This is a genomic window from Flavobacterium sp. HJJ (assembly GCF_015351475.1).
GTDB classification, from domain to species: domain Bacteria; phylum Bacteroidota; class Bacteroidia; order Flavobacteriales; family Flavobacteriaceae; genus Flavobacterium; species Flavobacterium marginilacus.
Genome location: NZ_JADKPR010000001.1, coordinates 229,629 through 254,518, shown reverse-complemented (window position 1 = coordinate 254,518; position 24,890 = coordinate 229,629). Strand labels below are relative to the sequence as shown.

20 protein-coding genes are annotated in these 24,890 nt (G+C 33.8%); 13 read left to right on the top strand and 7 right to left on the bottom strand.

Features of this window, described 5'->3' with window-relative positions:
* The first annotated feature begins 276 nt into the window (after positions 1-276).
* The 3 genes from IRZ80_RS01095 (at position 277) to IRZ80_RS01085 (ending at position 3,654) form a co-directional block, all read left to right on the top strand.
* Entirely contained in the window at positions 277-1,785 is a 1,509-nt protein-coding gene (locus tag IRZ80_RS01095) for a sulfatase-like hydrolase/transferase (protein ID WP_194639385.1), read from the top strand.
* Between the two features lie 61 nt (positions 1,786-1,846).
* A complete protein-coding gene (locus IRZ80_RS01090; RefSeq protein ID WP_228520765.1) occupies positions 1,847-2,941 on the top strand; it encodes a hypothetical protein in 1,095 nt (364 codons plus the stop codon).
* A gap of 407 nt (positions 2,942-3,348) precedes the next feature.
* On the top strand, positions 3,349-3,654 hold the full coding sequence (locus tag IRZ80_RS01085; RefSeq protein WP_194639384.1) for a hypothetical protein: 306 nt from the start codon (positions 3,349-3,351) through the stop codon (positions 3,652-3,654).
* A gap of 14 nt (positions 3,655-3,668) precedes the next feature.
* Here the strand turns inward: IRZ80_RS01085 and IRZ80_RS01080 are convergent, their stop codons facing one another.
* The 6 genes from IRZ80_RS01080 to IRZ80_RS01055 form a co-directional block, all read right to left on the bottom strand.
* Positions 3,669-3,968 (bottom strand): DUF6787 family protein, encoded by a 300-nt coding sequence (locus IRZ80_RS01080; RefSeq protein WP_194639382.1) that lies wholly within the window; start codon positions 3,966-3,968, stop codon positions 3,669-3,671.
* Between the two features lie 175 nt (positions 3,969-4,143).
* The gene (locus tag IRZ80_RS01075; protein ID WP_194639380.1) at positions 4,144-4,578 is read right to left on the bottom strand and encodes a DUF6146 family protein; all 435 of its coding nucleotides are present in this window, start codon (positions 4,576-4,578) and stop codon (positions 4,144-4,146) included.
* Positions 4,579-4,659: 81 nt separating this feature from the next.
* Positions 4,660-5,217, bottom strand: coding sequence for a DUF937 domain-containing protein (locus IRZ80_RS01070; RefSeq protein WP_194639378.1), 558 nt, complete (start codon positions 5,215-5,217; stop codon positions 4,660-4,662).
* Between the two features lie 103 nt (positions 5,218-5,320).
* Positions 5,321-6,271: a D-2-hydroxyacid dehydrogenase gene (locus IRZ80_RS01065; protein WP_194639376.1), complete on the bottom strand. Its 951-nt coding sequence runs from the start codon at positions 6,269-6,271 to the stop codon at positions 5,321-5,323.
* Between the two features lie 118 nt (positions 6,272-6,389).
* Positions 6,390-7,460: a 3-phosphoserine/phosphohydroxythreonine transaminase gene (gene serC / locus IRZ80_RS01060; protein ID WP_194639374.1), complete on the bottom strand. Its 1,071-nt coding sequence runs from the start codon at positions 7,458-7,460 to the stop codon at positions 6,390-6,392.
* 178 nt (positions 7,461-7,638) lie between these two features.
* Positions 7,639-8,697, bottom strand: a complete 1,059-nt coding sequence (locus IRZ80_RS01055; RefSeq protein WP_194639372.1) for an acyl-CoA reductase — start codon at positions 8,695-8,697, stop codon at positions 7,639-7,641.
* A 155-nt stretch (positions 8,698-8,852) separates the two neighbouring features.
* Between IRZ80_RS01055 and IRZ80_RS01050 the strand changes: the two genes are divergently transcribed.
* Positions 8,853-9,203: a 4Fe-4S dicluster domain-containing protein gene (locus IRZ80_RS01050; protein WP_194639370.1), complete on the top strand. Its 351-nt coding sequence runs from the start codon at positions 8,853-8,855 to the stop codon at positions 9,201-9,203.
* A 167-nt stretch (positions 9,204-9,370) separates the two neighbouring features.
* The gene (locus IRZ80_RS01045) at positions 9,371-10,534 is read left to right on the top strand and encodes a hypothetical protein (RefSeq protein ID WP_194639368.1); all 1,164 of its coding nucleotides are present in this window, start codon (positions 9,371-9,373) and stop codon (positions 10,532-10,534) included.
* A 134-nt stretch (positions 10,535-10,668) separates the two neighbouring features.
* Here the strand turns inward: IRZ80_RS01045 and IRZ80_RS01040 are convergent, their stop codons facing one another.
* On the bottom strand, positions 10,669-13,305 hold the full coding sequence (locus tag IRZ80_RS01040; protein ID WP_194639367.1) for a TonB-dependent receptor: 2,637 nt from the start codon (positions 13,303-13,305) through the stop codon (positions 10,669-10,671).
* Positions 13,306-13,527: 222 nt separating this feature from the next.
* Here IRZ80_RS01040 and ychF point away from each other — a divergent pair, with 222 nt between their 5' ends.
* From ychF to IRZ80_RS01000, 8 genes are all read left to right on the top strand, one after another.
* Positions 13,528-14,622 (top strand): redox-regulated ATPase YchF, encoded by a 1,095-nt coding sequence (gene ychF / locus IRZ80_RS01035; RefSeq protein ID WP_194639365.1) that lies wholly within the window; start codon positions 13,528-13,530, stop codon positions 14,620-14,622.
* 336 nt (positions 14,623-14,958) lie between these two features.
* Positions 14,959-15,630: a hypothetical protein gene (locus IRZ80_RS01030; RefSeq protein ID WP_194639363.1), complete on the top strand. Its 672-nt coding sequence runs from the start codon at positions 14,959-14,961 to the stop codon at positions 15,628-15,630.
* 20 nt (positions 15,631-15,650) lie between these two features.
* The gene (locus IRZ80_RS01025; protein ID WP_194639362.1) at positions 15,651-16,172 is read left to right on the top strand and encodes an NADPH-dependent FMN reductase; all 522 of its coding nucleotides are present in this window, start codon (positions 15,651-15,653) and stop codon (positions 16,170-16,172) included.
* 3 nt (positions 16,173-16,175) lie between these two features.
* Positions 16,176-17,153 carry a transglutaminase domain-containing protein gene (locus IRZ80_RS01020; protein WP_194639360.1) on the top strand — a complete coding sequence of 326 codons (978 nt, stop codon included), beginning with the start codon at positions 16,176-16,178 and terminating at the stop codon, positions 17,151-17,153.
* A gap of 373 nt (positions 17,154-17,526) precedes the next feature.
* The gene (locus tag IRZ80_RS01015) at positions 17,527-19,398 is read left to right on the top strand and encodes a DNA topoisomerase IV subunit B (RefSeq protein ID WP_194639357.1); all 1,872 of its coding nucleotides are present in this window, start codon (positions 17,527-17,529) and stop codon (positions 19,396-19,398) included.
* A gap of 324 nt (positions 19,399-19,722) precedes the next feature.
* Positions 19,723-21,060 (top strand): AAA family ATPase, encoded by a 1,338-nt coding sequence (locus IRZ80_RS01010; RefSeq protein WP_194639356.1) that lies wholly within the window; start codon positions 19,723-19,725, stop codon positions 21,058-21,060.
* Positions 21,057-21,965, top strand: a complete 909-nt coding sequence (locus IRZ80_RS01005; RefSeq protein ID WP_194639354.1) for a DUF4435 domain-containing protein — start codon at positions 21,057-21,059, stop codon at positions 21,963-21,965. Before IRZ80_RS01010 ends, IRZ80_RS01005 begins: the two co-directional genes overlap by 4 nt.
* A 48-nt stretch (positions 21,966-22,013) precedes the next feature.
* A complete protein-coding gene (locus tag IRZ80_RS01000; RefSeq protein ID WP_194639352.1) occupies positions 22,014-24,725 on the top strand; it encodes a DNA gyrase/topoisomerase IV subunit A in 2,712 nt (903 codons plus the stop codon).
* The last annotated feature ends 165 nt before the right edge of the window (positions 24,726-24,890 follow it).

Below are 24,890 nucleotides of genomic sequence, written 5' to 3'. Positions count from 1 at the left end.
ATGACTTCGGCCACGATTTTAGTATGATTAGAATATTTCTGCAGACAAAATATTTTTCTGGTGAATACTCCCGATAATAGAATTTTAGTCAACTTGTATAAGTGTTAGTGTTTTTTAGTAAATATTTATCTGTTTTAAATTCAGGTATTTATACGCTTTGTTGATATTATTTTTTTTCAGAAATTTCCTAAATTGAAAAATATTTCAAAATGTTGTAAGACAGCATAAGGTCAAAAAAAAAATTTGCTTTTAGAAACTAATCAATAAATAAATAGGATGGATTTTAAACAAAAACTAGAAAAAATAGGTCCAAAACCTGACCTGATTCTCATCATAACCGATGAGCAACGTGCAACCCAGCATTTTCCACCAGGATGGGAAGAGCAAAACCTCCAGACGCTTACATTTCTTAAGAAAAATGGCTTTAGTTTTGACAGGGCTTTTTGCAACACTTGTATGTGTTCTCCCAGTCGTACAACTTTGTTTACAGGGATTTATCCTGCAAAACATGGTGTAAGCCAGACACTTACAGAAGGTGGTTTATTATCTCCTCAGGAGCCCACACTTAGTACTTCTTTGCCTAATATAATGAATACGCTTTGGGCAGACGGCTATGATGTGCAGTACCGTGGTAAATGGCACATGAGTAAAGGAGTGGCTCCAAACGGGACCAAAACAAATTATGAAGACCTTACCGCAGCCGATATTTCATTGTATGGTGCTATGGGCTGGGTAGCTCCTGATGCGGGAGAAGACGTTAACCCACTTAATTTTGGCGGTGGATTTGCTAATCATGATGCTAAATATACTGCAGAAGCTATTGCCTATTTAAAGCAAGTAAAAGAGAAACGCAAAAATGGTCATCATCAGCCTTATCTCTTGGTATTGTCTCTTGTAAATCCGCATGATGTTCTTGCGTATCCCAAAACAGCCGGAACCTCTGGATACTATTCCGAAAGCTGGTTAAAAAGAGAGGTTGGACTACCGGATACTGTTGATGAACATTTGCTTCTTAATAAAAAGCCAATGGTACAAGAACAGATTTTATTAAATATGGCAGTTAGTTTAGGCGAAATTAATTCTACAGAAGACAAACTAAATTACATCAATTTTTATGCATCCCTTTTGACCAAAGTAGATAAAGAGATCGGTCTTTTTATTGATGAATTATACAAAGAAGATTCAAATGGGCAAAGGTTGGCAGATACTGCTATTGTAACCTTTACATCAGATCATGGCGAAATGGGATTAGCACATGGTGGATTGCGTCAAAAAACTTTTGTAGCTTATGAAGAAGCCCTGCGTGTACCTTTAGTAATTTCAAATCCAATTTTGTTTGATAAGCCAGAAGAACAAAATTCGATGAACTTAGCCACACTTGCAGATATCATGCCCACTTTCTTAGAGTTGGCCAATGTTTCAAATCCGCCTGATGGACTTGCAGGAACCAGTTTGCTTCCGATTATTGAAGACGGAAAGCCAATACAAGACAGTATACTGTTTACTTATGATGATATAAAGGCAGGATCAAATAGTAATTGGAACATCGTAAAAGCGGCCAATCGTATTCGCTGTATCAGAACAGAAAACTGGAAATATGCCTATTATTTTGATGCCTTTAATGCTTATTTTCAGCAATATGAGCTATATGATTTGGTACATGATCCTTCAGAGTATACGAATCTTGCTTATGATCCTGACTACGATGAAGTTAAAAAGGAATTAGCGAAACAATTACATGATCTCGAAATTGAAAAATTAAGAGTAAACACTCCTTCATCCTAAACACTGAATAACAAATAAATAGTATAGCAGAATAAATATTCTTTTCTAAAACACAAACATTATGTCACATACAAAAAGTAATATAACAGTACAAGAGGTTGATTATATCCCTTTTAACTATCCCTCATTAGGTATAACATCAAGACGCACTATAATTGAAGGCATCAGAGCCGTATCCGGATCACAGCATGAAGTCTATATTTCTGGTGGACTGGTTGGTATTGATTTGCCTCAGGAAGTTCAGACAGAAGTTAAAAACATCTGGCAGGGATTTATTTATAAAGGCAGACTGGAAGATGCAGACAAGCTTGAAAACTGGCATCTGCTGCAATACAAACTCGAAGATGATGACGATGATATTGTTTTTAATACTTCCTGTTATGGACCCAACAATGGTGAAAATGGGACTGTAGAAATTGTGGGGGCTTATATTAAAAGTTCAAGCCCAAAAAATAATCTTGGTTTTTATTATAATGGCCCGATAGATGGCAGCGGTACATGGAGAACTGTGACACCTAATAATGGGAATAACAAAAATGTTTTTATGCACAGTGTTATGGGAAGGCTGGCTGTTGGCAATTATCAATCTGATGCAGCAGATGAAAATACAATTAATGTTAATGCTTTTATTTATGATGTCAAAACACAAGAATGTATCGACTTTATTGTTGATGATTTAAAGGCTCCTACATTGTATGGCATTTGGCATAATGGAGGTAATAGTTACACTATGGCGGGAGGTAATTCAGCCCGTAAAATTGGAGATACAGTATCACAAGCCTTTCTGGTTGATTATGATTACCTGACAAGAAAATTCAGTAACTTACAATTCTTCAGCTATCACAACGAAAGTACACCTACAGTAAATGTTCATTTTGAAGGTATTACTCTAAATAAAACTAATGATGGTTATAATATGCCTAGCGATTGGATGCAAGGCACTCAAGAAGGAGCCTCATTTGTTACGGTAAAGCGAAATAAAAATGGCTCTTTTGGTTTTGCAGAATGGAAAGATATTGCTTATCCAGAAGAGAATGTAAAAATAACAAGTGCCAATACTGTTTATTTGAATAAGGTACTTGGTATTTATGTTTCAAAAAACAGTGAGCAAAAAGAAACATTGATTTCTTCATATTGTGCTACAATTATAGATTAAAAATGTTAAAACAAAAAGTTTGATAAAAAATACTGTAATTTGAAGAATAAAAAACCTCGAAAGCAAAATGCTTTCGAGGTTTTATGTAACTGAGCTAATGCACTAAAGATGCTTTAATTCGTTTGGTGGTTAGCCGTAAACTCTGTTTTTGCATTTGGTTTTCTTCAAGCAATTAGTTTTTACAAGGGCTGATGATAATTCTGTTTTTCAATATTATGTATTTTATTAGCGTATATTGTTTTCTGCATGCATGGACAGAAGGAGACAATAATGTTTCTGTTTTTAACATATTTTTCTTTGTACTTGATTAAGCATTTAATCCAGAAATAGTTAAAAAATACAAATTTCAAGGTTTATGTAATACGAATTGGATTTTGTAATTTTATATCTGAATCAATTTTACGCAAATGAATAATTTAAAAACAGTAGCAGCTTTTGAAAAACAGAAAACAAACAAACTGTTATTGGGACTGCTTTTTGATGCTGTCGGAATGGTTTCATATGGAATTCCAGGGCTTGCTGAATACATTGATATAGTCTGGGCACCATTGGCGGGTTTTTTAATGACAAGAATGTATCAGGGCCGGGTAGGTAAGATGGCTGGTGTTTTGACTTTTCTGGAAGAAATAATTCCGTTTACCGATGTGATTCCATCCTTTACATTAACCTGGATATATGTGTATTGGATTAAAAGTGGCGGTGATAAAGCTTAAAGACTGATTTTTTATTACTTAAAAATAAATCCCAGCCCCATACTTTTGAGCATTTTTTTTTCAAAAGCCCAAAAAAATTTAAATTGTCCAAAAACAAAACCTATTGCAACTAATAAAACCTGATAAATAGGGAAAATCAGTAATAGCCGTAGAGGAGTGTACCAATGGCCTAAATCTTCTTTGGCAATTCCCAGCCATACACAAAAAGGTTTAGAAAGCCACGCAGATGCTGATCCTGTAATTGCAAAAACCACAAATATTATTGCCAATTGCCAATTGGATGTGAGCCCCCAGCGCTGTTTTAATCCTTTCATTATTAATTTAATTCCTTTTTACAAATATAGCAGGTTTTGGTATTTAAAACAGTATTACACGCGAAAAACAATATCATTTTTTGTGGCTAAAATAGGAATATCGCTGAAGTGATTTTAAAACTTCGGTAATTTAAAGAAAACTGTTTTTTTTATAATAATTTTAAAACCTCTTACTCTATCTGGGAGGAACTCGTCCATAAAGTCTCTGGTTGTATTTGTTTTGGAAATAAATCATATAATTGTAAATAAGATAGTTTACTTCATATCCGTAATTGATTGTCGGATCATAATCAATGGTCATTTCATATAAATTAGGCGGATAGATTTGCGGCTGGCGCACGCGGCTGTTCCATTCCAAAATATAAAAATTGTTTTTGTTTTCCATATAGCCTTGAGAATAATAACCTCTGGGATATGCTGTTGACTGCAGCCAGAAATCAAAACCAGGTTCTATGATAATGACTTCATATTCTAATTCTTCATTAACTATTTTTATAGTGTCATTACTGCTTGCGGCTTTTGGTTTCTCTGCCGTGGAAACATTAGATTTGGAAGTACTGCACGCAATTATTATACTGAGTAAAAGTAATATGCAGATAGAATTTTTCATAACCTATTTTTTAAGTGTTATAAAAATGTGTTTAAGGTTTTACCGCTGTTTTTTATAATAAGTCTTAGGATAACATAAACCTTATTTTCCAAATAACTTTCCTAAAAGTCCGCCAATACCGCCTTTACTTTGTGTTGCTGCAACAGCATCATTTAAATCCAGTTTTCCGTCGGCATTTTGGTCTAATCCAAATTGAGTTCCGTATTTTGAAATGGCATCCATTATTCCAGAGGTTTGCGCACCGCCTCCAGAAATAGCTCCGATTAAATCCGTCAGCTGAAAACTGTCATTAGGATCATTGGCCTTACCGACCAGTCCTCCAAGTATTTTTGGAATCATACTGCCGGCAACCCCTGCCGCATCACTGCTGCTTAAGCCAAATTTTTCTCCCAAGCTTCCTGTAAGCTGCTGGGTAATCTGCTGAACTGCTGGATTCGAAGAGTCCTGTGCATTATTTCCTTGGAGTAATCCGGCAATTTTCTCGGCACCTCCTTCGGAAGCCATTTGTTGTAAACTCGAAAAGATAGAATTTCCGGCTTCTTCCATTACAGCTTCATTATGTTCATTAGGAACTGCACTGTTTTTAACAACTGCATCCTGGCCAAACTGCTGTACTAACTGCGTTAATTGTTCAAACATCGTTTTTTGATTAAAGATTCATATCAAATATAATCAAAAAAGGAGCGGTAAATTATTAATTGAGAGTTAATAATTTACCGCTATGTGGTTTTAAATTAAATGTTTAGTTTAATAAATGAATAATCTGATGTGCCAGCTCAATGCCTATTCTGTCTTGAGCTTCTGCAGTTGCAGCACCAATATGTGGCGTCAATGAAATTTTTGGATTCATTAAAATTGTAATTTCTGGATTAGGTTCATTTTCATAAACATCCAGTCCTGCAAACAATACTTTATCGCTGTCCAAAGCTTCTATCAAAGCAACTTCGTCGATAGCACCGCCGCGGGCACAGTTAATAATTCCAACGCCGTCTTTCATCAATTTAAAATCTTTCTCACCAATCACATACCCGTCTTGAGCAGGAACGTGCAAAGTGATAAAATCAGACTCTTTAAATAACGATTCAAGAGATTGGGAGGTAAGTGATATGCTGATGGTCTGTCCGTCAAAAAAATGAATTTTTAAGTCTTTATGAGGAACATCCATATCGCTGTAGATAACTTTCATGCCAAAGCTTACAGCCATTCTTGCAACCGCTTTACCAATACGTCCCAAGCCAATTATCCCAAGGGTTTTACCTCTAAGTTCAATACCATTGGCATAGGCTTTTTTCAGCTGTTCAAATTGGGTGTCACCTTCAAGAGGCATGTTTCTGTTCGAATCATGCAGGAATCGTACGCCTGTAAATAAATGTGCAAAAACCAGTTCAGCTACAGATTCTGACGAAGATGCCGGAGTATTTATGACATGAATTCCTTTGCTTTTGGCATATTCAACATCAATATTGTCCATTCCGACACCGCCTCGTCCAATAATTTTCAAACTTGGGCAGGCATCAATAATATCTTTCCGAACCTTAGTAGCACTGCGTACTAATAAGACTCCAATGTCATTTTTGTTTATAAAATTAGCAACTTGTTCTTGTGCTACTTTTGTAGTAATAACTTCAAATCCAGCGGTTTCTAAAGCACTAATACCACTTTTAGAAATTCCGTCGTTTGCTAATATCTTCATTTAGTGTTTATTTGGTCAACCGTTTAATCGTTTAGATGATGGTTAACATAAATTATTATTTTGAGAATTGAATTAAAATGTTTGATTATTTCGATTAAACAACTAAACAATTAACCGATTAAACTTTACTTTCCAAATCTTTCATTACATCAACAAGAACCTGTACACTTTCCAGGGGAAGCGCATTGTACATAGAAGCTCTATAGCCCCCAACAGAACGATGTCCTGGCAATCCATTTATTCCAGCAGCTTTGCACATTTCGTCAAATTTAGCAGCATGGGATTCATCATTCAATAAAAAGGTAGCATTCATATTAGAACGGTCTTCAACAGCTGCAGTTCCTCTAAATAATGGATTTCTATCAATTTCATTATAAAGTAAAGCTGCTTTAGCATCGTTTATTTTTTCGATAGCCTCAATGCCGCCTATTTTTTTTAACCATTGTAAAGTTAGTAAAGACGCATAAACAGGAAAAACGGGAGGTGTATTGTACATGCTGTCTGCTTTGATATGTTTTGCATAATCCAACATACTTGGAATGGTACGGCCGGTTTTACCAAGAATTTCTTCTTTGATAACAACCAAAGTAGTTCCTGCAGGTCCCATATTTTTTTGTGCTCCTGCGTAAATAATATCAAATTTTGAAAAATCAATTTTTCTGGAAAAAATATCAGAACTCATATCACAAACAACTGGAATATCTGTTTCTGGAAATTCCTTCATTTGAGTTCCGAAAATGGTATTATTACTTGTACAGTGAAAATAATCTGCATCAGCAGGTATTGTATATCCTTTTGGAATATGATTGAAATTTTCTTCTTCTGATGAAGCAACAACAGTAGTTGTACCGAAAAATTTTGCTTCTTTTATTGCTCCAGAAGCCCAAGTACCAGTATTCAAATAAGCTGCTTTACCGTTTTCTTTCATTAAGTTGTAAGGAACCATCAGAAATTCTAAACTCGCTCCTCCTCCAAGAAAAATGGCTTGATATCCTTTGTCTTTTAAATCCAAAAGTTCTAAAACTAAAGCTCTCGCTTCTTCCATTACGGCGACAAAATCTTTACTACGGTGCGAAATTTCTAAAAGTGATAAACCAGAATCATTAAAATTTAAGATAGCCTGAGCTGATTTTTCAAAAACTTCTTGTGGTAAAATGCAAGGTCCTGCGCTGTAGTTGTGTTTTTTCATGGTGTTGTAACTTTTTTTAGTTGTTTTCAATTGATAACTATTGAAAATATGTCAAATTTCAATTAATTATTAAAATAAGACAAATTACTATAGTTTAAAGTGAATTTTAAGACTGCAAATTTCGGAAATAGGAGACGAATAACCATTAAATTTTTCGTAATAATATAATAAGATTGAATTATATTGTTAATAAGAAAGAAATGGTGTCAATGTTATCTGCATAATCCCATAAACTTGGTTTTTGTGTAGTTCCAAATTGGATGCTGTTTTTTACAAGATTGTTGCTTACAATGCATTGAATCTGTTCGTTTTCATCGTCTAAACGCTTTTGTAAATCCTCCAGATTTTCATAATATTCATAAAATACGCTCGAAATAGGGGAGCTGTAACTTGAATCTTCTTTGATGGTCAAAAATCCATTGTCGAGCAATTTGAAATTACTCATTAGGAAAACCGCTTTGTTGTAATCATAATTATTAGCGTATTTTTCATAATGAATCACATCCTGATATTCAAAAACAGCTTCAAAAAAGGGTTCGAAAGAATAGCCTTTTGGAACAAATAATTTGGATACATTTCGGCATCCTAATCCAAAATATCTAAAAATATCTTCTCCCAGTGCTATTAGATGTTCTTTGGTTTCTTCCCCATTTAATACTGCAGCAGAATTTCTGTTTTTTCGTATGATTGAAGGTTTGTCTTTGAAATAATATTCAAAATAACGGGCAGTGTTATTGCTACCGGTTGCAATTACGGCATCAAAATTTTCCAGTTTTCCTTCAATAAATGTGATTTTGTTTTTAAAATCGGGTTCAGCAGCGATTAAATAATTGGACAAAAATGGCAATAAGTGCTGATCGTTTGATGATGTTTTAACCAAGACATTATGTCCAGACAGTAAAACACACAAGAAATCATGAAATCCTACCAGCGGAATATTTCCCGCTAATATCAAGGCTACATTCTTAGTTTTTACAGTGCTGAAATCATATTTAGAAAGCCATTTTGTTAGATTTTCTTCCGTTAATGCTTCTGCCCAAGAGGCAATTGCAAAATGAACTTGTTCTGGGGTATACCAGCCATTATGAGATTGAGAAAGCTGAATTAAATCGGTAAATTTTTCAAAAAATAAATCATTGCCAAATACAGTTTCATTCTTGCTGCAGTTTTTATCTTTAAATTGGCTTAAGAATTCTCCTAGTTTAACAAATGTACTTTTTTTTGTATCTAATGTCATAATGTTTGTTTATGAAAAGTTTTGATTGTAATTTTGCACAAAAATAAGTTTTTTTAGCATTAGGCACTAGGCTTTATGCAATAAGCTTTAGATTAAAAATTAGATATTAAAAAAATAGCTTAAAGCATAAAGCTTAAAGCATAAAGCTAAAGAAGATGGCAATTATAATAACTGACGAATGCATCAATTGCGGGGCTTGTGAACCAGAGTGCCCAAATACAGCAATATATGAAGGTGCTGATGACTGGAGATATAAAGATGGTACAAAATTAAGAGGGAAAGTAATTTTGCCAGATGGTACCGAAGTGGATTCAGATGAGGCACAAACGCCGATATCTGATGAAATCTATTACATTGTTCCAGGAAAATGTACAGAATGTAAAGGTTTTCATGATGAACCTCAATGTGCTGCTGTTTGTCCTGTTGACTGCTGTATTCCAGATGATAATCATGTTGAATCTGAAGAGACTTTGTTAAACAGACAGTCTTTTCTGCATAACGAATAGCAGCAGTCAGATTATACAAAATATATACCTGTGTTTTACGCAGGTATTTTTTTTTAGATAAAAAACTTACTTTTTGATTTCTTTTCTTCTGGAAATGTTAAGCTTATGATTTATTTTTTATATTTTTAGAATATCTTTCAGCAATTAGTTATTTATATTGAATAAATATGAGAAGAATACTTGTTTTGCTTCAGTTTGTAATAAGTTTTACTGTTTTTTCACAAATTAATGAAAAAAGAATAATACTATTGGATTTGGACACCAATCAGCCAATTGATGAGGCTGTTGTTTTGGTTTTAAAAACAAAACAGGTTTTAATGACTAACGCTGAAGGTACTGTGGTGTTTGAAATTAAGGGAGGTTCAAATTTAAAAGTTACTCATTCCTCTTATCTGCCAATTACAATAAAGTGGGCTTCATTAAATCAGCCGGAGAATATTTTTTATCTTAAAAGTAAACTCAATACACTGGATGATATTGTAATAACTAATAAAGATCCTAAGGAAATCATTAAAGATTTAGTTAATAATTCTACTAAAAGACTGAATGTGCCTGCAAGACTGAAAGTGTATTCCAGAGAGTTTTTTAAATTAAATGGAGATTATGCTTATTTTAATGACGGGCTCATTAATTTTCAATTATATAAAGAGCAAAAAAAGGTAAAATCAGTTTTATTATTAGAGCAAAACAGGTCTTTTGGTTTGGTAGGTGACGATATTTCTTCAGATCTGCTGGGATATAATTTAAATTCCATGATGGAAAAATATTATGTTTTTTCTGTTTTGAGACCATTATTAGATGATAAAATAAGAAAAAAGTACAATTTTATAGTAAAAGTAAATACTTTAAATCAAGACTATAACAATATAATAGCAACTCCAATTCCTGACGAAAAATCTAAAGAGCTGTTAGACGATTTTAAAATTGTTTATGATGTTAAAAGAAAACTCATAATAGAAGTGACGGCGGTTATATCACCAGAAGCTTTGGCAGCAGTTGAGGAAAACACCACAAAAGGGGTTAAAAATATAATCAGGTCTAAGTTTAAAACAAATTACAGAGCAGATTTTGAAAACTATTATTTAGTCAGTTCCAATGAGGAGATTAATTACAGTGTTAACACAGGGAATGAAATAAAAAACATTGAGATATTGAATAACTTAGTTACGACTAATTTTAATATTCAGAATTTTACTTATAACGATAGTCAGGTTTTTAAAGACAAAACACTCTTTAATGCAAAAAATTCTATTCTGACAGAATATTGGAATTTCTCAGGTTTGACTCCTACCGCTAAAGAATTAGAAATAATTAATAAAATCAGTAAATAAATCAAGTTTGCTTTTTTTTGAGTCATAATCACATAAGTGTCATAAGCATAAGTTTTTCTGTTAATTACTTTTAGGATTTTAAAATTTGAAAACAAAGGACTGTTTTTTCGACAGCCCTTTATTTTTTTATTGTCTTAGAAAGTGAAACCTAGCCTCGTGTAGTAATAAGCTCCGTTGAATCCCATTTGTACAGCATCCCAGTATCCTCCAGCTTCGGTGTTACCAGTTTCATCCTGTTTATCCGGATAAACATTGAAGAGGTTATTACTGCCGACTGTCAGTTTTAATTCTTTTGTTATTTGGTATCCAATTGTTAAATCAGTTATAGTTTTAGGACTGTACACATCTTCCTCGCCTGAATAGTCAATTAAAATAACTTCGCTGAAATGGGTAAAAGCTAATCCAGCATCGAATTTATTTCGAGAATAATTAAGATTTAAACCAAATTTACTTTTTGGAGCAGAAGCTAATAAAAAGTGCTGTTCACGTGTGCCGAAAAAAGTTTCGGCATCAAGATTCCCGTTATTAACTTTTGTAATTTCCATATGATTAATATTGCCTACAAGGGCAGCACTAAGGTTTGTGTCGCCAAATCTTTTTTTCCATGCAAGAACAGCGTCCAACCCAAGTGTTTTTGTATCAGCTGCATTTGCAAAAAATTGTGTCTGATCGACTCCTAATCCTAAACCCGATGCGTCAAAATAACTTGTCAATACAATTCGGTCCTTTATCTTAATGTAATAGCCGTCTATTGTAGCTGTGAAATTTCCAAAGGAACCTGTTGCTCCCAATGAACCATTTAAAGCAGTTTCTTCTTTTAGTTTTTGAATTCCAAAAGATTTTGTTATAGGACTGTTGTTTGGTGAAAGCAATATCTCTGTTGCTCCATTTGAATCTATGTTAGTAAAGTGAAGACCATAATACGATTGAGCCAATGAAGGAGCTCGAAAACCAGTACTGATGGATCCTCTTAAATTAATCTGATCCGTGATTTTAAGTCTCGAAGCTAACTTTCCATTGATAGTACTGCCAAAATCACTGTAATTTTCATAGCGGACGGCACCGCTCAGCATGAAACTGTTTGTAATATCTAATTCGGAATCAGCATATAATGAAAGATTGCTGCGGTTTTTATCGACTGCATTATAAGGGCTGTAACCAGGAAAACCCTGTGAACTTCCTGGTCTTGGCTCACCGGAAACAGGATCCACAGGAGGAGATTGGGTAGCTGGGTTAGTAATAACCTGCCGATCGGTGTCGTAAGTTGAATAAGATGCTTCCTGACCTGCAAAAATGATAAAATTTTCCGTTCTGTATTCGGCTCCAAAGGCTAAATTCAGTCCCTTTAAAATTTTACTGTAATTTTTTGTTAAGTCAAAATTGGTTGTATTCTGAGCCAGACTATGTCCGCCTGCATCGAATTCTAAAGGTGATGCTTCTAATAAAGAAGGATTCATTGTTCCTTTAATTGTATAATGGAATTTATTTATTCCGTATGTGTTGCTGATATCAATTTTCCAGCCACTTTCAGTTTCTGTTCTAACCCCGGTTGTTATTGAATTGTCTAAGACTATAGAAGTGATTCTGGGAGTATATCCTCCAGGATAAACAGATTCTACCACATTGGCATTACCGCTGTTTCTTGTAAAAGCATAGGCATCAGTATCTCTGTAATTTCTTCCTGCAAAAGCATAAACACTGGTTTTGTCTGATACGGGAACAGATAAATTTCCGCTAAAGTTGAAACTGTCCATTGATGCTTCGCCAAAACCTTTTCGGAAATCATACCCAGGACGTAATACTTTGTCTTTACTGAAATACTCTGTGGTAAAATTAGCAAAACCACCATTTTTGCCAAGAGCAACACCATAATTTGCACCTAATTTTACCGCATTGCCATCAAAGGTTTTGTTTTTGCCATAAGTGTTGCCATTTCCATTTTCATCTAATCTAAAATCTTTCGTATTTGGAGTTCCTGGTAAAAAATCACCTTTTGCATTGGTATTAAATGCGCCATAAGTAATAGAGCCATTCAGTTGGTCAACATTATCATTTAAAACAATATTGATTACTCCGGCAATAGCATCCGAACCATATTGTGCTGCAGCGCCATCCCTTAAAATTTCAATTCTTTTGATAGCAGATGCTGGAATAGCATTCAGGTCGGTTCCTGTATTTCCTCGGCCGCGAGTACCGTAAAGAGTAACAAGCGAGGATTGATGTCTTCTTTTTCCGTTGATTAAAACTAAGGTCTGGTCCGGCCCCATTCCTCTTAAAGATGCAGGATCCACGTGATCGGCTCCATCAGATCCAGATTGTTTATTAGCGTTAAAGGAAGGTGCGACGTATTGAAGCAGCTGGTTAACTTCTATCTTTCCGCTTTGAGTAGTAATCTCTTTCATGCTTATAACATCGATGGGTACAGCAGAATTTACAACGGTTCTTTTACTGTTTCTGGAACCCACGACCTGTACTTCTTTCAGCTCTTGTTCTCTTTCTTCAGATAAATCTACGTCAATTATAGGCCCGGTGACCGGTTTAGTAATAGTTTTGTAGCCAATATAGCTAAATACCAAAGTTGCTCCTTCGCTAACGTTTAGTTTATATGTACCATTGACATCAGTAGGTACACCATTCTTAGTTCCTTTTTCAAGAACGTTAACTCCTGGAAGCGGATTGCCTGTTTTGTCTTTTACGACTCCTGATACTTCCTTTTGTGCAAACATAAATGTGATGTTTAGCAAAAAGAATAATTGAATAATTTTTTTCATAATTGGTTGTATTGTTTGGTAATTGGTTGTTTATTGGTATAAATATAGTTATTTTTAACATAAATACTGTAAAATGTTAAAAATAATATTAAGAAATACATGACAGCTTTTAATTTCAAAAAATTGCTTTACTAGCATTTTTAAATATTATATTTGCACACTTTAAAAAAGAATTTCAAAAAAATAAGTAGCAGTCCGCTGTTATTTGTAAACAGACATACCATGAAAGCAGGAATTGTAGGGTTACCAAATGTTGGAAAATCAACATTGTTCAATTGTTTATCCAATGCAAAAGCGCAGAGTGCAAACTTTCCGTTTTGTACTATCGAACCAAATATTGGAGTTGTAAACGTTCCAGATCCAAGAATTAATAAATTGGAAGAATTAGTAAAACCAGAACGCGTTCAGATGGCAACTGTAGATATCGTAGATATTGCAGGTTTAGTAAAAGGAGCAAGTAAGGGAGAAGGTTTAGGAAATCAATTTCTTGGAAACATTAGAGAATGTAACGCTATTATTCACGTTTTGCGCTGTTTTGATAATGATAATATTGTTCACGTTGACGGAAATGTAAACCCTATCCGCGACAAAGAAACAATTGATATTGAATTACAGCTGAAAGACTTGGAAACTGTTGAAAAACGTTTAGAAAAAGTAAACCGCGCAGCTAAAACCGGAAACAAAGAAGCCCAGACTGAAAAAGCGCTTTTGGATAGAATCAGAGAAGCTTTATTGCAGGCAAAATCAGCGAGGGTTATTACTCCTCAAAGTAATGAGGAAGAGGTTTTGCTGGAGAGTTTTCAGCTGATTACTGCAAAACCCGTATTGTATGTTTGTAATGTTGATGAAAATTCGGCAGTTTCAGGTAACAAGTATGTAGATCAAGTTCGCGAATTAGTGAAAGATGAAGAAGCTGAAGTAATTATCCTCTCAGTAGGAGCAGAGGCTGATATTACTGAATTGGAAAGCTATGAAGAGCGTCAGGTTTTCTTGGAAGATATGGGATTGACTGAGCCAGGTGCATCGGTTTTAATCCGTGCAGCATACAAGTTATTGAAACAGCAGACGTATTTCACTGCTGGTGTAAAAGAAGTTCGTGCCTGGACTATTAATATTGGAGCTACAGCACCACAGGCTGCTGGAGTTATCCATACTGATTTTGAAAAAGGATTTATCCGCGCCGAAGTGATTTCATACGATGATTACGTTCAATATGGTTCTGAAGCTAAAGCTAAAGAAGCCGGTAAATTCAAAGTTGAAGGAAAAGAATATATTGTGAAAGATGGTGATGTAATGCACTTTAGATTTAACGTGTAGTTTTTTAGAGAATAGAACATAGAGAATAGAGAACCTGCAGGAGTAAAACCTGTAGGTTTTTTTATGGACTTAATTTCCTTTTTGATCTAAAATCACGGCATTCGCTTATAAAAGTTTCTGACACGAATTACACTAATTTGCACGAATTAAGATTGCTGTTTAATTACACAAAATATTCGAAACTGTAAAATTTGATTTCAATTTTGATAAGAATTAGTGTTAATTGGTGAAATCCGTGTTTATCTTTTTTAAATGCGAATGTCGTGATCTAAAATTATTTGAATTGATTTTATGATTTTTATACGTACATTTCACCTTGAATTATTTGCCTATAAAATGAAAGTATGCTTTTTGTTTCTGGGATTTCTGTTTTTAGTGGCTTGTAAAAGAGCAGATGCTCCTGCTGAAGAAGGTTTTGCTATGCGTTTTGAAAACCCGCAGCCTATAAATGATTCAGAATTGTCTAAAATTCCAAATAAATTCAGAGGGCTTTTTATGGATTCGGATTCTGTTTATTTTAATATTACTGACAAAATGATTTTTCAGGAGTATTATAACAAATCCCGATTTCACAAAAAAGAATTAGATTCTATAAAAGTTTTTTTTGATTTAAAAGGTGATCAATATATTTCAAAACTCAATAATGATGTTTATGATTACAGGTATATTGGTGATTCTATTGAGTTTTCAAATAAACAGATTGATACATTTTTTATTTTTTCGGATACTCAAAAAGCAAAACGAATCGATGGAGAGTTGGTGCTTAATTACAAAGATTCGATTTATTGGAAAATAAAAACCATCAATGTAGAAAAGAATATCCTTAAAATAAAATACATTTATTCTGAAGAAGATTTTAAAAGAATGGATTCACTAACAAAAATAAAATCAACTATGATTGACTCTACTTTATTTATTCTAAAGCCTTCAAGAAACGAATTTAAGCGAATTTTAAATTTAAAAAACTTTGGAAAAATCAGAGAATATAAAAAAGTGAAAAATAATTAATTTATATAAAATATAACGCTATGAAAATCATCGCCTTTGCCGGAAGCCCAAGCAAAAAATCAATCAATAAAAAATTAGTTACTTATGCATCCAGTTTATTCGAAAATGCTCAAGTAGAAGTTTTGGATTTAAACGATTATGAAATGCCATTATTCAGTGTAGATAAAGAAGCTGTGATTGGACAGCATTCTTTAGCGCAAGCGTTTTTAGAAAAAATAGCCTCTGCTGATCTTTTGGTAGTTTCCCTTGCCGAAAATAATGGTAATTATAGTGCTGCTTTCAAAAACACAATCGATTGGTGTTCGAGGATAAACGGAAAAATATTTCAGGAAAAACCAATGTTATTAATGGCTACTTCGCCTGGAGCAAGAGGCGGGGCAAGCGTTTTGGAAATTGCCAAAAACAACTTTCCACGCTTCAACGCCGATATAAAAGCAGTTTTCTTACTGCCAAGTTTCAATGATAATTTTGATACTGAAAGAAATGTTATTTCAAACTCCGAATTAGACAATCAATTAAAAGAGATTATAAAGAATTTTTAAATAATGAAAAATAGATTTCAACTGTTAATTATCCTTCTTTTTTTTAGTACAAGTTATTCCCAAAATTATCAAAGAGTAGATGATATTGTACGGAGTTATCCGGAATCCTTTCGTGCTCCTTTGGATTTAGCAAATAAAATTAAATTAGATTTTACAACTGAAAGTGATAAGGCTAGAGCAGTTTTTACATGGATGGCATTGAATATTTCTTATGATATGAATGCTTATTTAAATCCAAAGGCGTCTAAAACCTTTTCTTTTAATAATGAACAGGAAAAAGATTTAAAACTTCATGAAATTAAAAATGATGAAATTAATACTGTTTTTAGGAAGCATAAGGGAGTTTGCAGTGGGTATTCATTGTTGTATTCTCATTTAGCAACATTAGTTGGATTGCATGCATTAATTATTGAAGGAGATTCAAAAACAAAATTTAATGACATTGGCAGAAAGCGTGTCGAACAAAATCATGCATGGAACTCAGTATTAATAGACGGAAAATGGAGATTGGTTGATGCTACCTGGGGAGCTGGGTCAATAGTAAATGAAAATAATTTATGGGTTAAAAAGTTTAATCCAATTTATTTTGATGCGAGTCCTGAAATATTTTTTACCAAACATTTACCGATATCAAAAGTTTGGGATAATAAAGCGATTGATGGAACTTATTTTTTGCAATCACCTCTTTTCTATGAGGAATATTTTTATAAAGAGGTAGTGATTTTAGAACCAAAATTAGGAGTTATAGAGGTTGAGGGAAATCAAAGAATAAGTTTTAAAATCAAAAATCGTTCAAAAAATCAGGAGATAGGTTATCGTATGAAATCAGATACTTTAATGAAAATAAATCCAGTGAATGTTGAAAATGATATTGAACAATTTGATGTGAATTATAATAAGAGAGAAGGTAGGTTTGTAACAATTTATGCGTCAGGTTCTGCAATTGCTGTTTTTAAGATAATGCCTAAGAGAAAGCAATAGCGTTTTAATGATAATATGAATCATGATTTAAAATTGATTGTTGCTGTTTTGAATACAAAAGGCCTAATTTTCCTTTTATTTTCGATTACTTCGTCAGTTCACTATTGCTCCTGTGAAACGAAAAGCGGAACCAATGCTTCTTGAAAATGTTGTATTTTTCTGCTCCCAAAAACAATTAATTAGAGTTTAAATCTAAATATCAGCCTTCTAAAATCTGCAATCTAAAATCTGAAGCCTCTGTCAATATTATTCTTGATAACTTTGCGGGTTTCCTCTTTTAAATTTTCCCGAATTACACTACATTAGCACATTCGCGGTATTTGTAAATGGCAAATGCCGAACAGAAAGCAGTTAAATTCGCTAAAATCCCAAAATGTCAGATCAAAATCAATACACCGAAGATAATATTCGTTCTCTCGACTGGAAAGAACATATCCGTATGCGTCCCGGGATGTACATTGGAAAACTCGGAGATGGTTCTTCGCCGGATGATGGTATTTACATTCTTTTAAAAGAGGTTCTCGACAACTGTATCGACGAGTTTGTGATGGGCTCGGGGAAAACAATTGAGGTAACTATCAAGGACAAAACGGTTTCGGTTCGTGATTACGGCCGCGGTATTCCGCTGGGAAAAGTGGTCGATGTAGTTTCGAAAATGAATACAGGAGGAAAGTACGATTCCAAAGCTTTCCAGAAATCGGTTGGTTTGAATGGTGTGGGAACAAAAGCCGTGAATGCGCTTTCGAATTATTTTCGAGTAGAATCGGTACGCGAAGAGAAACAAAAAGCAGCTGAGTTTTCGGCTGGTAATTTAGTTTCCGAAGAAGATATTATCGAAACTACAAAGAGAAAAGGTACTAAAGTTACTTTTACGCCGGACGAAACGATTTTCAAAAATTACAAATTCCGTTTGGAATATGTCATCAAAATGGTCAAAAACTATTGTTACCTAAACAATGGTCTGACGATTATTTTCAATGGTGAAAAATATTATTCAGAGAATGGTCTTCGCGATTTATTGGAAGAAACCATTAATGCTGAGGATTTGGAATATCCAATTATTCACTTGAAAGATAATGATATTGAGATTGCTCTTACTCACAGTAAAACTCAGTATAGCGAGGAATACCACTCTTTTGTAAATGGTCAGAATACTACTCAGGGAGGAACGCACTTAGCTGCTTATCGTGAAGCAATTGTAAAAACAATTCGTGAGTTTTACAACAAGAGTTTTGAAGCTTCTGATGTTCGTAAATCGATTGTCAGTGCGATCAGTATTAAGGTAATGGAACCTGTTTTTGAGTCACAGACCAAAACCAAATTGGGATCGATGGATATGGGTTCTGATGATGGAACACCGCCGGTTTCAGTTCGTACGTTTGTAAATGATTTTATTAAAACCAAATTAGATAATTACCTGCATAAAAATCCGCCGACTGCTGAAGCTTTATTGCGTAAAATTCTGCAGGCAGAACGAGAGCGAAAAGAATTATCAGGAATCAGAAAACTGGCTACAGACCGTGCCAAAAAAGCAAATCTTCACAATAAAAAATTAAGAGACTGCCGAGCGCATCTTCCGGATACCAAAAATCCTCGAAACCTTGAAAGTACGCTTTTTATTACCGAGGGAGATTCGGCTTCCGGGTCGATTACCAAATCCCGTGACGTGAATACACAGGCAGTTTTCAGTCTGCGCGGTAAGCCTTTGAATTCCTACGGAATGAGTAAAAAAATTGTGTATGAAAACGAAGAATTCAATTTACTGCAGGCTGCACTTGACATTGAAGACGGACTGGAAAAATTGCGTTACAACAACATTGTAATCGCAACCGATGCCGATGTCGACGGTATGCACATTCGTTTATTGCTGATTACTTTTTTTCTTCAGTTTTTTCCTGAATTAATCAAGGAAGGGCATTTATATATTTTGCAGACACCGCTTTTCAGGGTTCGAAACAAGAAAGAAACGATATACTGTTATTCTGAAGAAGAGCGTGTAGAGGCTATCGAAAAATTAAAGCCGAAACCGGAAATCACCCGATTTAAAGGTTTGGGGGAGATTTCGCCAGATGAGTTCAAGAATTTCATCGGAGACACAATCCGCCTTGATCCGGTCATGATGGACAAACATACTTCGATAGAACAGCTGTTGTCTTTCTATATGGGTAAAAACACACCGGACAGACAGGATTTTATTATCAAGAATCTGAAAGTAGAGTTGGATGTTTTGGAAGAGGTGAAATAATTTAAGAGTATATTGAATATCGCAGACACTTTCTGCGATATTCAAATTTATGAGACACTGTCTCGTATTTTTGAAAACCAAAATTCGTCATCATTGATGACGAAATCTCAAATACAAATTTCCGAGTCAGTGACTGGGGAATTGAATACTAAGATATCTCAGTCACTGACTGGGTTTCTGAAAATAAAAAATTACAACCACTGATTACGTTTTCTGAAATAGAAAATTCGATGAAGTATGGCAGATTTAACTATAAAGATTACACGTTTTTTTTCAAAATAAATTACAAAAGGATTATTTTGTTTTAATAAAACTCAAAAAAATATGAATTATATAAAAAGATTTAGTGTAGTAGGATTGTTTGGAACAAACAATGTTGATATTCTTTTTGATGAAAATAAGAAAATACTAATAGGTGAAAATGGATTAGGAAAAACTCAAATTCTTAATTTATTATACTATACACTTACAAGAAATTTTTTGAGACTAAATGATTTCAATTTCGAAAAATTAATTATTGTATTTGAAAATGACGAAAAAAAATATATTGAAATAAAAAAAGATGGAATTCAAAAATCAATTGATAAACTTTATAAAGAAACTGAAATCAAAGAATTCATTAAAGAGTTTGGATATGCTCAATTTGAATCTTTAAGTAAAAGATTTAATCAAAAGAAGAGAAATTCCTATGAGCTAGAAAGATTGCTTGAAACTAATTCAAAATTCAGAAAATATCCAATTCATAGGTTATTTAGATTCTTTGAAGATTTTGAAAAAGAATTTAAATTTAATCCAGCTTTTAAAGAATTAGATTTAAAAATTCAAAAAGAATTGGGAAGTTCTGAGATCATGTATTTTCCAACTTATAGAAGAGTTGAAGAAGATTTACATAATTTAGGATATAATGATGATGAATTTCTTGAGGAGGATACTACATTAATTCAATTTGGAATGGATGATGTTCAAAGAAAATTTACTCAATTGGAAAGTAAAATAGATAAGTTATTAAAAGAGGGATTAACTCAGTTTACAAAAGATGTATTAAATATAGTTATTGATGATAACGAATTTGAAAATAATGTTCTTGAGAAAACTAATGAAGAAGATATTAATCTAATATTATCTAGAGTTGGGTCCTTACTTTCCGATGTGCAAAAAGAATCTATAAAAAATATTGTTATTGCAAAAAAAGTAAATAATCCATTATCTATTCATTTACTTAATAAGTTAGTTGAAAGCTATGAAAAACAAAAACCATTAGATAAATTAATAAAAATATTTAAAGATGCATGCAATAAGTATCTTGTTAATAAGGAAGTTTTTTATGATGAAAGTAATATTAATATATATATCAAATCTAAAATAACTAATAATATAATTGATTTAAAAAATTTATCATCTGGAGAAAAGCAAATAGTTTCTATTTTTTCTAAAGTTTACCTTTCTTCTGAAGATAAAAGGTTTATTGTTCTGTTTGATGAGCCAGAACTTTCTCTTAGTATGATTTGGCAAAAAGAATTGTTACCAGACATTGTGAATTCAAACAAATGTGATTTTCTATTAGCAGTTACACACTCACCATTTATTTTTGATAATGAATTAGATAAGTATGCAGTTGGACTTAATGAATATTATTCAATTTCTAAGGAGAATTTACTATGAGTTTGAGTGTAGAGCAATTAAGAAATAGTACGACGAGATCTGTTGTTGCCTATACAGAATTTATGAATTCAACCGGAAAATTACCGAATCATTTATTTTGTTTTTTTGAAGGAAAAGATAATTCATATTACGTACCAAGAATTAAAAAACATACAAATGATTTTCATCCAATAAAATGTGGAGGAAGATCAAAAGTATTAGAAATACATGATCTTATAAAAAACCAAGATGTTTATAAAAGATATAAAAAAGCATTCTTTATAGATAAGGATTTTAATGAGGCTTTACCTTTACAAGATCCAATTATTTATGAAACTCCATGTTATTCGATAGAAAATTTATATGTTAGCGAAGGTGTTTTTAAACAAATTTTGAGTAATGAATTTCACTTATCTGAAACTACTAATGTTTTACACGAGAAATATTTGAATCTTTTTAAAGATAGACAAAATGAATTTCATCGAACAGTTTTGATGTTTAATGCTTGGTATGCATGCATGATTTCAATTCGAAATAAAGAAAGTATACTTACAGGAGTTCAATTGGAAGATAAATTGCCAAAAGGATTAATAAAGATATCAATTGATGAAGTTATACAAAATTATGTTTTTCAAGATTTGAATGATATATTTCCTAATGCCACTCAAATAAGTCAAGGAGATTTAGATAATAAAATTCTAGAGTTTGAAGATTGTGATGCATCGAAAACGTTTAGAGGTAAATATGAAATGGAATTTTTGATTAAATTTATTGATTGTATGCTTATCAACTCAAAAGAAAATAAGGAATCTCTAAAGTTTTCTTTTGGAAGTCCTTTAACCAATCAACAAGCAATTTCTATTTTCAGTGCTTATGCTGAAACACCAGTATGTTTGGATGATTACATCAAAGAAGTAATTAATTAGATTTATTAAAAAAGTTTAAAGCGAGTTTAAAAATTTCCTGTAAAATCAATGAAAGACGAAGAAGACGATAACATAATTCCAAATGACGGCGAGGATAATTTCGATGAAAACCCAATTGATGAAAATCAAGAAGGAGATGACGAAATTATTAACGTAGAAGCCAAGCATTTTGAAGGCGCACATTTTTACGAAAATCAGGAAGAAGAAGGCGAGGACGTGATTACGAAAGTTACAGGAATGTACAAAGACTGGTTTCTGGATTATGCTTCGTACGTAATTCTGGAGCGTGCCGTTCCTGCTATCGAAGACGGATTCAAACCGGTACAGCGCCGTATTATGCACTCTTTGAAAGAGCTGGATGACGGTCGTTACAATAAAGTTGCCAATGTTGTTGGGCACACGATGCAGTATCATCCGCACGGAGATGCGAGTATTGGCGATGCGATGGTGCAGATTGGACAGAAGGAATTATTGATTGACTGCCAAGGAAACTGGGGAAATATTTTAACAGGTGACGGCGCAGCAGCTTCTCGTTATATCGAAGCACGTTTATCAAAATTTGCTTTGGAGGTTTTGTATTCGCCTAAAATTACCGATTGGGGCGTTTCTTATGACGGACGCCGTGCTGAACCGAACAATCTTCCAGTAAAGTTTCCACTGCTTTTGGCACAGGGAGCCGAAGGTATTGCGGTTGGTCTTTCGACAAAAGTACTGCCTCATAATTTTAATGAGCTGATAGATGCTTCAATCAAGATATTGAAAGGAAAACCATTTACGCTTTATCCGGATTTCCTGACTCAGGGTATCGCAGATGTGTCGAATTACAATGACGGAATGCGTGGCGGACGTGTTCGTGTTCGTGCTAAAATTGGCCAGCTTGACAAAAATACTTTGGTGATTACCCAAATTCCGTTTTCGACAAATACGACAACTTTGATTGACAGTATTTTGAAAGCCAATGAAAAAGGTAAAATCAAAATCAAAAAAATTGAAGATAATACAGCGGCCGAAGTAGAGATTTTGATTCATCTTTTTCCGGGCGTTTCTCCGGACAAAACTATCGATGCCTTATTTGCTTTTACGGCCTGTGAAACTTCGGTAGCGCCTTTGGGATGCGTAATCGAAGACAACAAACCGTTATTTATCGGAGTTTCCGAAATGCTGAAAATTTCAACGCATAGAACGGTTGATCTGCTTCGTCAGGAATTGGAAATCCAATTGGAGGAGTTAAAAAACAAATGGCATTTCTCGACGTTGGAAAAAATCTTCATCCGTGAAGAAATGTATATTGACTTCAAATTGTATGGAGACAGAGAGTCTTTATATAAATATTTATACGACCGGTTTGAGCCGTTCAAGAAATCATTTGTCAGAGAAATTAATGATGAAGATTTACAGCGTTTGACTCAGATTCCGATGATTCGTATTACTCGTTTCGACTCTGATAAAGCTGATGATTTTATAGCGAAGCTGGAAGACGAAATGAAGGAGGTTGAATATAATTTGGAACACCTTACTGACTTTGCTATTACATATTTTACCAAATTAAAGGAGAAATATGGAAAAGGAAAAGAACGTCAAACGGAGCTGCGCAGTTTTGATAATATCGAAGCGACAAAAGTGGTTTTGAGAAACACCAAATTGTATGTAAACAGGGAGGAAGGTTTCGTAGGGACCAGTCTAAAAAAAGACGAGTATGTTGCTGATTGTTCTGATATTGATGATGTGATTTTGTTTATGCGCGACGGAAAAATGATGATTACAAAAGTTGATGCCAAAACCTTTGTAGGAAAAGATATTATTCACGTTGCGATTTTTGACAAAAGTGACAAACGCACCATTTATAACATGATTTACCGTGACGGAAAATCAGGGCCATCATATATTAAACGATTCAATGTTTCCGGTGTGACCAGAGATAAATTGTACGATTTGACCAATGAAACTAAAGGATCACAAACCTTATATTTTTCATGTAATCCAAATGGTGAAGCGGAGGTAATTACCATTTTACTGCGCCAGGTTGGAAGTATTAAGAAACTGAAATTTGATATTGATTTTGCGTCTTTGGCTATTAAAGGACGTGCTTCTAAAGGGAATCTGGTTACGAAATATCCAATCAAGAAAATTGAATTAAAGGAAAAAGGTATTTCGACCTTACTGCCAAGAAAAATTTGGTTTGACGATACTGTGCAGCGATTGAATGTTGATGCAAGGGGTGAACTGCTGGGAGAATTCAGGCCGAGCGATAAGATTTTAATTATCTCGCAAGCTGGAAAAATCAAGGTTGTCATTCCTGAACTGACAACTCATTTTGATGAGGATATGATTGTTTTAGAGAAATGGATTCCGAAGAAACCAATTTCGGCAATTTATTATGACGGTGAAAAAGAGCGTTATTTTCTGAAACGTTTCTTGGTTGAAACCGAAAATAAAGAAGAATGCTTCATCACGGAACATGCTAATTCCAGACTGGAAATTGTAGCGACAGATTACCGCCCAGTAGCAGAATTAGTATTTACCAAAGTCAAAGGAGTGCAGAAAGAAAATATGACTGTGGATATCGAAGCTTTTATTGCTGTAAAAGGATTTAAGGCACTCGGAAACCAGCTGACGACAGATAAACTCAAACAGGTAAATTTATTAGAACCTTTGCCTTATGAAGAGCCTGAAGAAGTTGTCCCTGAAGTAATTGAAACGGAAGGCATTGATGATTCGGAAGTGCAATTGGATGACGATGGACAGGTTACCTTATTTTAATAAAAAAACAGTTTAGAAATTTCTAAACTGTTTTTTTTGATCTTATTGTCAATACTAACATAGAAGAACTATATCTCTCTTTAGCCCTGATCGAAGTGATATCCTTTGTGGTTTTTCTTTAAAACCACAAAGATAAAACGGAGAGCAGGACCAATATTTCCAAAA